We start from the raw sequence: 11,650 nt of genomic DNA on the forward strand, positions 1-11,650 counted from the left end.
GTGGCCACCGCCACCGCGCTGGTCGCGGTGCTGCAGGGCGGATACGTGCTGGCCCGCGCCGCCGCCGACGCGGAGGTGTACGCGCAGGCCGTCGACGGCGCGCTCGGCCTGCTCGCCGGACATGCCCAGTGAAGGGAACACGTGAAGGGAGCACCCCCATGAGCGCCATCAGCCGTGAGCACCTGGTGATCGGCGACCTGGCCGGCCGGCCCGGGCGGATCGACCGGGTGGAGACGCACCGGGTCACCCTGCCGCCGGGGGCGGCGAGCGGCCCGCACACCCACCCCGGCGGCGTCGCCGGTTACGTCACCGCGGGCCGGATCGTGTACGAGCTCGACGGGCACCCCGCGCGGGAGCTCAGCGCCGGGAGCGCCTTCTTCGAGCCCGCCGGCGCGACCGTCCGCCGTTTCGACAACCTCTCCGCCACCGAGCCGGCCACGTTCGTGGCCAGTTACCTGCTCACCGGCGACCAGCCGCTGATCGAATCGCTGTGAAAGAAGGAACCCATGCCCTTTGTTCGGATCGACGCGCTCCGTGCGGACCCGCAGCGGCTGGAGGCCCTGGGCCGGGCCGTGCACGACGCCCTGGTGGAGGCCATCGGCATCCCGCAGGACGACCTGTTCCAGGTGCTCACCAGCCATGACGGCACGCGGGGCACGTTCCGCTACGACGACGGCTACCTCGGCATCCGCCGGGACGACGACCTCGTGTTCGTGGCCGTCACCATGCGCGCGGGGCGCACCGCCGACCAGAAGCAGGCCCTCTACCGCAGGATCGCCGAGCTCGCGGAGGAGTACGCGGGGACCGAGCCGCGCAACGTGTTCGTCACGGTCAGCGAGAACTCGCTGCTCGACTGGTCGTTCGGCGAGGGCGTGGCGCAGTACGCCGACGCCGCCCGATAAGGCCGCTCACAGGTCGCCGCGGTGCCAGGCTTCGGTCTCGGCCGCCGGCGCGTTCCCGTCCGGGCGCGGGGGCCGGGCCCGATCGGCCCAGTGGCGCAGCGCCCGCGCCAGCTCGGCGGTGTGCTCCCGCCGCACGGATCCGTGCATCGCGAAGTACGTGACGATCGGCCCGGCGACGGGATCGCCGGCGTCGCAGCGGGCGCACAGCAGGACCTCGCTGACTCCCCGGACCTCGTTCCCCGAGGCGTTCGTCCAGGTGCGCGGCAGGCGCAGCACGGCGAGGACGCTGTCGGTGCGGCACCGGGGGCAGGGCGGGTCGCCGGTCATGCCCCGCCGATCGCGTCCGCGCCCAGCAGGGCCTTGACGTCGCCGTAGAGCGCCGGTTCGGCGGCGACCCGGAACGGCTGGAGGTCCAGCAGCACACTTTTGGCGCCGGGGCGGTGCAGGCGCACGTGTACGGGCGCGCGGCCGGGATGGGTGGTCAGGATGTGCTTGAACTCCTGGACGAGCCGCGGGCTCAGCTGGGTCTCCTGGATCGAGATCACCACGGGAGGCTCGGTGTCCGACCGGGAGACGTCGAGGAGGGTGATCTCCTCGCCGTACACGCTCATCGTCTCGTCGCGGACGTTGATCCGGCCCCGCACGGAGATCACGCGGTCCTGGGCCAGCGCCTCGCCGTACAGGGTGTAGGTCTTGGGGAAGACGAGCACCTCCATGGCGGCGTCGTGGTCCTCGAGGGTGACGATCGCCCACGGGCTGCCCTGCTTGGTGACCTTGCGCTGCAGGCCGGAGACGATGCCGCTGATCCGGGTCGCCCCCTCCTGCCGCCCGGAGGCCAGCAGGTCGGCGAGGGTGGTGTCGCGGTTGGCGTCCAGGACGCGTTCGGCGCCGTCGAGCGGATGGCTGGAGACGTACAGGCCGAGCATCTCGCGCTCGAAGGCCAGCAGGGTGACGCCGTCCCACTCGCCCTCGGGGATCGCGATGGAGAAGGCGCGACTCTGGTCCGGCTCCCCGAACAGCGAGTCCTGGCCGCGGGCCTCGTTCCGCTTGACGTCGATGATCGAGTCGACGGCCTGTTCGTGGACGGCGACCAGGGCCTTGCGGTGATGGCCCAGGCTGTCGAACGCGCCGGCCTTGGCCAGCGACTCGATGACGCGCTTGTTGCAGACGGCCGTCGGGACCTTGCCGAGGAAGTCGTTGAAGTCGACGTAGGGGCCCTGGGACTCGCGGGCGGCGACGATGGCGTCCACGACGCCGGCCCCGACGTTGCGTACGGCGCCCAGGCCGAAGCGGATGTCGGACCCGACGGCGGCGAAGTCCAGCCGGCTGGCGTTGACGTCCGGGGGCAGCACCTTGATGCCCAGGCGGCGGCAGTCCGACAGGTAGACGGCCATCTTGTCCTTGTCGTCGCCGACCGAGGTGAGCAGCGCGGCGAGGTACTCCTGGGGGTGGTTGGCCTTGAGGTAGGCGGTCCAGTAGGAGACCAGGCCGTACCCGGCGGTGTGGGACTTGTTGAAGCCGTAGCCGCTGAAGGGGACGAGGACGTCCCAGACCGCCTTGATCGCCTCGGCGGAGAAGCCGCGGCCGCGCATGCCGGCGGAGAAGCGGTCCCATTCGGCGTCCAGGACCTCTTTCTTCTTCTTGCCCATGGCCCGGCGCAGCATGTCGGCGGCGCCGAGCGAGTAGCCCGCCAGTTGCTGGGCGATGGCCATGACCTGCTCCTGGAAGACGACCAGGTGGTAGGTGTCGCCCAGGATGGGCTCCAGGGCCTCCTCCAGCTCGGGGTGGATCGGCTCGACCGGCTGCTTGCCGGTCTTGCGCAGGGCGTAGTTGGTGTGGGCGTTCATCTCCATCGGCCCGGGCCGGTACAGCGCGTTCACCGCGGCGATGTCGGTGAACGTGGTGGGCTGCATGAGTTTCAGCAGGACCCGCATGCCGCCGCCGTCCAGCTGGAAGACGCCGAGCGTGTCGCCGCGCGCCAGCAACCGGTACGTGGTGGCGTCGTCGATGGGGATGTCGAGGATGTCGATGTCGACGCCCTTGTTGGCCCGGACGTTGGCGATGGCGTCGCCGATGACGGTGAGGTTGCGCAGGCCGAGGAAGTCCATCTTCAGCAGGCCCATGTCCTCGGCCTGGGTGAAGGGGAAGCCGGTCACGATCGGGCCGCCGGCCTTGGGCTTGACCAGCGGGATCACGTCGATCAGGGGCTCGCTGGACAGGATCACGCCCGCGGCGTGGATGCCGGTGCCGCGGGTGAGGCCCTCGATGCCGGCCGCGGTGTCGAGCACCCGTTTGACGTCGGGATCCTGCTCGTACATCTGGCGCAGCTCGGCCGCCTCGCCATGTCGGGGGTGACCCTTGTCGTGGACGGCGGCCAGCGGGATCTCCTTGCCGCCGACCGCCGCCGGGAACGCCTTGGTGATGCGGTCGCCCAAGGCGTACGGCAGGCCCAGCACGCGGCAGGAGTCCTTGACGGCGGCCTTGGCCTTGATGGTGCCGAAGGTGACGATCTGGCAGACGCGGTCGTCGCCGTACTTGCGGGTGACGTAGTCGATCATCTCGTCGCGCCGCCGGTCGTCGAAGTCGAGGTCGACGTCCGGCATGGAGATGCGCTCGGGGTTGAGGAAGCGTTCGAAGATGAGTTTGTGCTCGATCGGGTCGAGCTGGGTGATCCCCGTGCAGTACGCGACGATCGACCCGGTGGCCGAGCCGCGGCCGGGGCCCAGGCCGATGCCGCGCTCCCGGGCGTGGCGGCAGATGTCGGCCACCACCAGGAAGTAGCCGGGGAAGCCCATGGCCTCGATGACCGACAGCTCGTAGTCGATCCGGTCGAGCACCTCCTGCGACGGTCGGCCGTAGCGGCGGCGGGCGCCCTCGAGGGTCTCCTTGCGCAGCCAGCTGGCCTCGCTCTCGTCCTCGGGCACGGGGAAGCGCGGCGTCAGGTCCCGGTGGGCGAACACCTCGCCGTAGTCGCCCACCCGCTCGGCGATCAGCAGCGTGTTGTCGCAGGCCCCCGGCACCTCGGCGTCCCACAGCGCGCGCATCTCGGCGGCGGACTTGACGTAGTAGCCGCTGCCGCTGAACCGGAACCGGTCGGCGTCGGCCAGCCGCTTGCCGGTGCCCACGCACAGCAGCGCGTCGTGCGCCGGGGCCTGGTTCTCGGTGACGTAGTGCGAGTCGTTGGTGGCCAGGGGCGGCAGGCCGAGCTCCTTGCCGAGCTTGAGCAGCTCCTCGCGGACCCGGCGTTCGATGGCCAGGCCGTGATCCATCAGCTCCAGGAAATAGTGGTCCTTGCCGAAGATGTCGCGATAGCGGGCCGCCGCCTCGACGGCCTGGGCGTACTGGCCGAGCCGCAGCCTGGTCTGCACCTCGCCGGACGGGCAGCCGGTCGTGGCGACGATGCCCTGGCCGTACTCGGCGAGCAATTCATCATCCATACGCGGATATTTCTGGACGTGGCCTTCCAGCCAGGCCCGCGACTGCAGCCGGAACAGATTCCGCAGGCCCTGCGCCCCGGTCGCCCACATCGTCATGTGCGTGTACAGGCCGCGCCCGGAGACGTCGCCGCCCTCGCCGGTCTCGTCGTTGGAGCGGCGCAGCGCGAGGTTGTCGCTGTAGTACACCGGCTGGCGGTGGCGCCGCGAGAGAGGGGCGACGTAGCTCTCGATGCCGATGATCGGTTTGATCCCCGCCTTGCGCGCCGCCTGGAAGAACTCGTACGCCCCGTGCACGTTCCCGTGGTCGCTCATCGCCACCGCGGGCATCCCCTGCCGGGAGACCTCATCCATCAACAGCCCGACCTTGGCCGCGCCGTCGAGCATGCTGTATTCCGTATGCACGTGGAGATGCACGAAAGATCCCACCGAGACCACGCCTCCTGGTTGTAGGCTCACCCGCGAACCTGAGCATTCGACCCGAGAGCAGGCCCGGTTGTCCAACAATCGACACACCGAAGAGCCACAACCGACAGTGGTGGAAGAGGCGGCGGCCGACCTGGACCTCGCCGCCGTCCGCGCCTTCGTCGTCATCACCGAGGACCGCTACTTCAGCGAGGCCGCCGCCAGGCTGGGCATCAGCCAGCAGGCCGTCTCCAAGCGGATCGCCAAGCTCGAGTCCGACCTCGGCGTGCGGCTGTTCTCCCGCACCCGCACCGGGGCCGACCTCACCGAGGACGGCAAGGCGTTCCTGCATCACGCCCGAGCCCTCGTCGGCATCGCCGACCAGGCACGCGAAGTGCTGCGCGGCCGTCGCCGCTCGCTCCGGGTCGACGTCATGGACACCCGGATGCACTCCAGCGACCTGATCCGGAAGTTCCACGAGACCGTCGAGGACGCGGACGTCGAGGTCATCACCTCGAACGGGCTCAGATCGGCACGCGGCGCGCTCACCCGCGGGTCCGTCGACGCCGCCTTCGCCCGCGTCAGCGGGACGCTGGAGGAGGACCTCCGGCACGTGCCGGCCTACCTCGACCCCGTGCACCTGCTGGCCGGCCGCGACCATCCGCTCGCCGGCCTGCGGGAGGTGGAGGTCGAACGCCTGTCAGGGACGACCGTGTGGATGCCCGGCAACGTCCCGGGCAGCGAGTGGGCCGAGTTCTACGGCTTCCTGAGCGCCGCGTTCGACATCCCGCTCGACACCGCGGGGCCGGACTTCGGCTGGGAGTACTTCACGGAGCAGATCGCCGCCGGTGAACGCGTCGGGTTCGTCGGAGGGCGGCTCCGGATGCCCTGGAACCCGCGCACCGTCCAGATCCCGGTCGTCGCCCCCGCCCCCGTGTACCCGTGCTCGCTGATCTTCCACCGGCACAGCCACCACCCGGTGCTGGCCCGGCTCGTCCGGTACGTCACGGACAACTACCAGCCGTTCGACCCGCGCCGCCAATGGCTGCCGGACCCCGACCGCGCCGCCTTCACCACGGCGCCGGCCCGCCGCCCGTAGCGGGCCGGGCACCGCGGTCGGTCACGCGCGGGTCGTGAGGGCGAAGACCTTGGCGTTGGGCATCGCGGGGCTGGTGAACGAGACCGCCTCGCGGGCCGCGTCCACCGGCACGGACATCCGCCAGATGCTCACCTTGCGGCCGTCGGCGGTGCCGTTGACGTTGTAGCGGGTGCCGGCGGTGATCGCCGCCTCCTCGCCGAAGCGCGGTGACGCGCTCGCCCAGTCGGTCACCTTCAGCGGGGCCGTGGAGGTCGTGCCGTCCGCGTAGGTGATCGTGACCTCGGTCTGCTGGTCGCCGTTCACGGCCGTGACCAGCAGGTCGAGGGCCCGCCCGCGGCGTTGGTCTGGTCGCCCGCCGTGTTGGTCGGGCTCCACGAGATCATCCCGAACGGCAGGACGGCGCCGGGATAGGTGTTGCCGCCGTTGGCCGATCCGATCAGCGGATCGACGTGGCGTACCGGATCGGTGACCTTGGCGGGGGCCGCGTAAGGTGAAAAGTCCGGACAAATGATCCCGAGGAGTCAGTACCCCCGCACCTGCGGCCAGGCCAGCTCGAAACCGTCGGCGACCAGCTCGGCCTGGAACCGTTCGAGCGCCGCGGGATCCTCGTGGACCTGCGCCGGTTCGAGCCGGTTGGCCAGGCAGTGCGCCGCCAGCGCGCCGGCCGCCTCGCCGGCGTTCCACTCCACTGGATGCAGGCGGTAGCAGCCGTTGGTGATGTGGGTGGTGCCGAGGTTCTTCCCGGCGGCCAGCACGTTGCGCACGCGGATCGGCAGCAGCGCCCCCAGGGGAATCTGGAACGGGCAGCTCGCCACGTCGATGTAGTTGTCGCCGCCGGTGGAGGGATGCAGGTCGATGCGGTACATCCCGACGCCCACGGTGTCGTGGTAGGCGACCGCGCCGTGCTCGCCGCGCACCGCCAGCGACAGGTCGTGCTCCACGACCGTGCGGCGGGCGCGGATACGCCGCGACTCGCGGATGTAGGGGCTCTTGGCCAGGCCGTCGGCGGTCCCCATGACGTCGGGACGCAGCCGCAGCCCCGGCCAGCCGGTGCCGCCGTCGGGCCGGGGCGCCTCGGTCTGCAGCCAGTGGAGCATGCTGAGCGCCTGGTCCCTGGCGCCCTGGAGATGCCGGGCCCGCTCGTCCTCGGTGACGCCGATCAGCGGCCCGGGGAGGTAGTCGATCTGCGGCCAGTTGACCACGACGACGTCGCTGACCGCGAAGCCGGGCTCGAACACCTCGCGGCACAGGATGCGCCGGAACACCCACAGATCCGTGTCGCCCGGGTCGCGGCTCTGGTCGGCGACGACCGGGCCCGCCGAGGCGTGCGGCACGAACCTGCGCGGCTTCGGCTCCAGCGTGCGCGGATCGGGCGCGACGAGGCTGAGCAGCCGGTCCGGCCAGAACGGCGGCCGGTAGTCGCGCCAGAAGGAGTAGTCCTTGGGCCGGTCGACGGTGTGGTCCTCACCGGCGCGGTGCTCGACGGCGAAGACCCAGGAGAACGCCTGCATGTTGGCCGGCTGGGCCTGCGCGGGCGCGCTGGGCTCGCCGGTCTCCGCGGCCGACTCGAAGCCGGTGACGTGCTCGATCCCCGCCAGGGGCAGCAGGTCGCCCAGCTCGGTGGCGTCGAGCACGTACGCCGCGCGCACGTGGAACGGCTCGCCGTCCGGGCCCGCGAAGGTCACCCCGGTCACCCGGTCGCCGTCCACGTCGGCGGCCACCGGCCGGTGCAGGTAGCGGATCGTCAGCCGCCCGGCGGCGAGGTACGGGCCGACCATGTCGGCCAGCACCGCGGCGGCCACCCGGGGCTCGCAGCAGAGCCTGCTGACCGTGCCGCGCCCCGGGTTGAGGTCGGGCGCCTCCCGGGACTCCCGGGTCAGCGGGTACCAGGTGCGGTAGTGGTCGCGGATGGCCGTGCGTAACCTGCGGTAGGAGCGGGTCGCGCCGAACTGCTCGATCCACGGATGCTCGTCCGGCGGCACACCTTGGCTGGTGAGCTGCCCGCCCAGCCAGTCGGTCTCCTCGGTGAGCACGACGGTCCGGCCGCGCCGCAGCGCCGCCAGCGCCGCGGCGACCCCGCCCATCCCGCCCCCGACCACCAGGACGTCCGCCTCGGCGCCGCTCAAATCACATCACCTTTCTCGAAGAAGTCGACCTCGCCGCGTTCCATGAGGACGATGAGGCTCAGCAGCGCGCCCCAGGTCTGGAACGGCTCGCTGTTGGGCTTGTCGCACGCGCCGCCGTGCACGCTGGAGTAGTTCTCGTGCACGTGGCGGTGCTCGTTCCATTCCTTCAGCACGAGCCGGGAGCTGCCCTCGGCGAGCCACGCGGCCGCGGGCCGTTCCCCGGCGCGCAGCAGCCCCAGGTAGACGAGGAAGTTCACTGGCGGCCACGCCCGTCCCGCCCAGTAGCTGCCCTCACCGACGTCGACCGGCTCGCCGCGGGGTGAGGTGGGCAGCAGCCATTCGCCGCCGAAGCCGTCGTCGGTCATCAGGAGCCCGGACACCATGCGCCGGGTCCGTTCCCCCGCGCCGACGCCGGCCAGCAGGGGGTAGAAGCTCATCGTGGACAGCCGCTCGGTCGGCAGCCCGGTGTCGGTGCGCCTGCTGCGGTAGACGCCGCTCGGCTCGTCCCACAGGGACTCCATCGCCGCCACGACGGCCGCGTGCCGCTCGCGCAGCTCCGCCGCGGCCTCCCGGTCGCCGAGGACGTCGGCGATGTCGGCCAGCGCCTCGCAGTCGGCCGCGTACAGGCTGTTCAGGCCCACGTCGTGGGCGGCGAGCAGGCTCTTGGCCTGGTCGAAGGGCACGTCCTCGAAGACCGGGTGGTTGTCCCAGCCGGTCTCGCAGGTCGCGCCGAAATGCTGGTGGACGCGGGGGATGTCCTGCGGCGAAGGGAACTCGGGGTCGAAGTACGTCGAGCCGGCGCACAGCAGGTCACCGTCCCGGCGCACCCGCCACCACCAGCGGTTCCAGGACAGCAGCGGCTCGAAGCACTCCTCCAGGAACCACCGGTCGCCGAACCTGCGAAAGAGCTCCCGGGCCACCAGCGAGCCCACCGGCGGCTGGGACCCGTCGTGGGTCGTGCGGCCGGTGCCCTGCTCGACATTGGGCACGAAGCCCTCCGGCGTCAGGGCCCGCAGCATCTCGACGGTGTTGACGTAGGCGAGCTCCTTGCTCGACACGGCCGCCAGCAGCGCGTTGAAGAACGCGTCCCAGCAGAACAGGGCGTAGCCGCCGCGCTTGCCGACGTTCCAGAGCCGGCTGACGGTCGTGATCACGCGGGAGCGCGCGGGCTCGTAGATGGTGTTCCAGGAGATGGCGTCCCTGACGATCTCGCGGTGCTGCGCCAGGGGATCGGTGCCGGCCGCCCCGATCGCGGCCGAGGCGCGGGCGACGATCCGCGCGATCTCCGGCAGGTCGCGGGCGCGGCCGGTGCTGATCCCGACGGCGCCGGTCAGCTCCATCGCCAGGTACGGCCCGTCGACGTCGGTGTAGGGGTCGTCGACGTGCGGGGCCGTGCAGAAGACCTCCACCGTCCCGCCGGGCCCTTGGGCGGTGATCCGGTCGCCCTCGCGGGTGACGGAGCCGGGCCGGTTCCACAGGTAGGCGACGCCTGCGGTCAGCAGCGCGCTCTTGTGCTGGTTGGCGGTGGGTGTCACCAGCACGACGAGGTCGTCACCGGCGTGCGCGGTCTGTACCCGGATCGTGACGCCCGCCCACGTCACGGTCGTCTCGGTGTAGCCGCCGTCGTAGGCGTGCCGGCCCAGGGTGACCGTCTCCGCGCCTTCGATGCGGCGGCCGATCTGGGCGGCGCGCAGCGACGTGCCCCGGTAGTACTCCTTCAGGCCGAGGGACAGGCCCAGGGCGTCGGGAAGGAGGACGTGGGTGAGCACGCTGCGCGTGTCCCAGGTGTTCCAGCCCCGGGCGAGCGAGGCCTGGACATGGCCGTAATGCTTCATGTCTTCCTTCATAGGGGGATCCACACCCGCATGGCGTGCGGCCCGCGGTTGGCCCAGGCGTAATAGGGGATCAGCGTGAGTTCCGTGGGCCGCGCCGCCGGGACCGGCTGGCCATGGGGCCGGTAGGGGGACTCGGCGGGCCCGCCTGCCAGCGCGCCGCCGGCTCGGAGCACGGTCACGCCGCCGAGGAGGTCCGGCCGGTGTTCGGGCCGCGGCGGCGTGGCGGCGTCGATGCGGAGGTCCTCCAGGACGACGCCGGACGGCTGGTCCGGCTGCTCGATCGCGTAGACCAGCGGCCCGCGGGTGACGGCGACACACCCCCGCGTGGCGTCCATGCGATCGTCGGCCACCATGAACCGGGCGGGCATGGGCATCCGCAGCACCACCCGATCGCCGGGCCGGAACACCCGGCGGACGCGGGCGTAGCCGCCGGGCTCCACCGGCTTGCCGTCCACGGTGGAGCCCTCGGCCCAGTCCGGTACGCGCAGCGCCAGCTCCATCTCGCGCGGCGGCGCCTCGCGAACGGTCACCGTGACCAGGCCGTCCCACGGATACTCGGTGCCGACGTCCACGGCGAGCCCACCCGAGGCCAGCGCGCTCCGGGCGTACAGGTGCACCTGGAGGCCGTCCTCCGTGCCGGTCGCCAGGTACGTGGGCAGGGCGGCCAGCGTACGCATCACGTTGGGCGGGCAGCAGGCGCAGTTGAACCAGGGACGGCGGCCGTACGCCGGCGACCGCTGCACGTCGCCCCGGGCGCCGGTCCGCCGGTGCAGCGTGTTGACGTAGAAGTAGTCCGCCTCGGTCAGCGACACCGCGGGCAGGAGGGCGTTGTACAGCAGCAGCTCGATCTGGTCGGCGTAGGCGGACTCGCCGGTGGCCAGCAGCAGCCGCCATGCCCACTGCAGGGCCCCGATCCCGGCGCAGGTCTCCGCGTACGCCCGGTCGGGCGGCAGCTCGTACGCCTCGCCGAACGCCTCCCCGTCCCAGCGTGCGCCGACGGCGCCGGTGACGTGCTGCTTGCGGCGGCGCATCGCGTCGTACTGCCGGCGCATCACGGCCAGCAGCTCGGTGTCGCCGGTCTCGATGGCGACGTCGGTGGCGCCCGCCGCGAAGTAGACGGCGCGCACGGCGTGCCCCTCCACCGTCTCCGCCTCGCGTACGGGCAGCCGGTCGGAGTAGTGGGCGGGGTCGCCGTAGTGCGAGGGGTCGAAGCCCGGCTTGACGGCACGACCGTGCCCGCGGGCCTCGACGAAGTGGCGGGCCAGGTCCAGGTGGCGTCGTTCGCCCGTCTGCCGGTACAGCTCGACGAGCGCCATCTCCACCACGGGGTGGCCGTCCAGCTCCTCGCGCAGGCCGGGGCCGAACGTGCCGGCCAGATGGTCGGCCAGCCGGGTGGCGACCCGCAGCAGCTCCGTCTCGCCGGTCGCCCGGGCCGCGGCCACGGCCGCCTGCATCAGGTGGCCGGCGCAGTAGTGCTCGTGGCTCATCCACAGCCGTGCGTACCGCTCCTCGCCGCGGACCTGGATGGCGGAGTTGAGGTAGCCGTCCTCGCGTTGCGCCGACGCGATCGTACGGCCGAGCGTGCGCAGGTGGTCCAGCAGCGCGTCGTCGGGGCTGCGGGCGTACTCCCAGGCGACCGCCTCCAGCCATTTGTAGACGTCTGAGTCACGGAAGCTCGCACCCTGGGCCTCACCGGCCGCCTCGCCGGCGGCGATCCGGAGATTGCCGAGGTTGCCCGCTTCGTCCAGCCGTTCGTGCCCGAGCGGGATCGCGGCCCGGTTGGCGTCCAGCCGCCGGGCCCAGAACCCGCCCGCCACGCGGCTGCCGGAGAGCGGCAGCGGGCGCAGCG

10 protein-coding genes are annotated in these 11,650 nt (G+C 71.9%); 3 read left to right on the forward strand and 7 right to left on the reverse strand.

Annotation, left to right across the window (positions count from 1 at the left end):
* The first annotated feature begins 158 nt into the window (after positions 1-158).
* Together ACWDX9_RS51975 and ACWDX9_RS51980 are read left to right on the forward strand one after the other, a co-directional pair.
* A complete protein-coding gene (locus ACWDX9_RS51975) occupies positions 159-494 on the forward strand; it encodes a cupin domain-containing protein (RefSeq protein WP_449969214.1) in 336 nt (111 codons plus the stop codon).
* A gap of 12 nt (positions 495-506) precedes the next feature.
* The gene (locus ACWDX9_RS51980) at positions 507-902 is read left to right on the forward strand and encodes a tautomerase family protein (RefSeq protein ID WP_449969216.1); all 396 of its coding nucleotides are present in this window, start codon (positions 507-509) and stop codon (positions 900-902) included.
* Positions 903-908: 6 nt separating this feature from the next.
* Here ACWDX9_RS51980 and ACWDX9_RS51985 read toward each other — a convergent pair whose 3' ends face one another.
* Positions 909-1,229, reverse strand: coding sequence for a DUF6300 family protein (locus tag ACWDX9_RS51985; protein ID WP_449969219.1), 321 nt, complete (start codon positions 1,227-1,229; stop codon positions 909-911).
* Positions 1,226-4,753 (reverse strand): DNA polymerase III subunit alpha, encoded by a 3,528-nt coding sequence (gene dnaE, locus ACWDX9_RS51990; protein ID WP_449969222.1) that lies wholly within the window; start codon positions 4,751-4,753, stop codon positions 1,226-1,228. Before dnaE ends, ACWDX9_RS51985 begins: the two co-directional genes overlap by 4 nt.
* 121 nt (positions 4,754-4,874) lie before the next feature.
* On the opposite strand from dnaE, the gene ACWDX9_RS51995 reads away from it, so the two are divergent.
* The gene (locus ACWDX9_RS51995) at positions 4,875-5,840 is read left to right on the forward strand and encodes a LysR family transcriptional regulator (RefSeq protein WP_449969225.1); all 966 of its coding nucleotides are present in this window, start codon (positions 4,875-4,877) and stop codon (positions 5,838-5,840) included.
* Positions 5,841-5,861: 21 nt separating this feature from the next.
* Here ACWDX9_RS51995 and ACWDX9_RS52000 read toward each other — a convergent pair whose 3' ends face one another.
* The 5 genes from ACWDX9_RS52000 to ACWDX9_RS52020 all read right to left on the reverse strand — a co-directional run.
* Positions 5,862-6,215, reverse strand: a complete 354-nt coding sequence (locus tag ACWDX9_RS52000; protein ID WP_449969227.1) for a hypothetical protein — start codon at positions 6,213-6,215, stop codon at positions 5,862-5,864.
* The gene (locus ACWDX9_RS52005; protein WP_449969234.1) at positions 6,140-6,352 is read right to left on the reverse strand and encodes a hypothetical protein; all 213 of its coding nucleotides are present in this window, start codon (positions 6,350-6,352) and stop codon (positions 6,140-6,142) included. The genes ACWDX9_RS52000 and ACWDX9_RS52005 overlap by 76 nt, the downstream gene beginning before the upstream one ends.
* A 9-nt stretch (positions 6,353-6,361) precedes the next feature.
* Positions 6,362-7,966 carry an FAD-dependent oxidoreductase gene (locus ACWDX9_RS52010; protein ID WP_449969229.1) on the reverse strand — a complete coding sequence of 535 codons (1,605 nt, stop codon included), beginning with the start codon at positions 7,964-7,966 and terminating at the stop codon, positions 6,362-6,364.
* Positions 7,963-9,801 (reverse strand): MGH1-like glycoside hydrolase domain-containing protein, encoded by a 1,839-nt coding sequence (locus ACWDX9_RS52015; RefSeq protein ID WP_449969230.1) that lies wholly within the window; start codon positions 9,799-9,801, stop codon positions 7,963-7,965. The genes ACWDX9_RS52010 and ACWDX9_RS52015 overlap by 4 nt, the downstream gene beginning before the upstream one ends.
* 8 nt (positions 9,802-9,809) lie before the next feature.
* Positions 9,810-11,650: glycoside hydrolase family 127 protein (locus tag ACWDX9_RS52020; RefSeq protein ID WP_449969232.1), on the reverse strand; the 1,841-nt coding region annotated here is incomplete at its 5' end.

The organism is Nonomuraea sp. NPDC003201 (assembly GCF_053590415.1).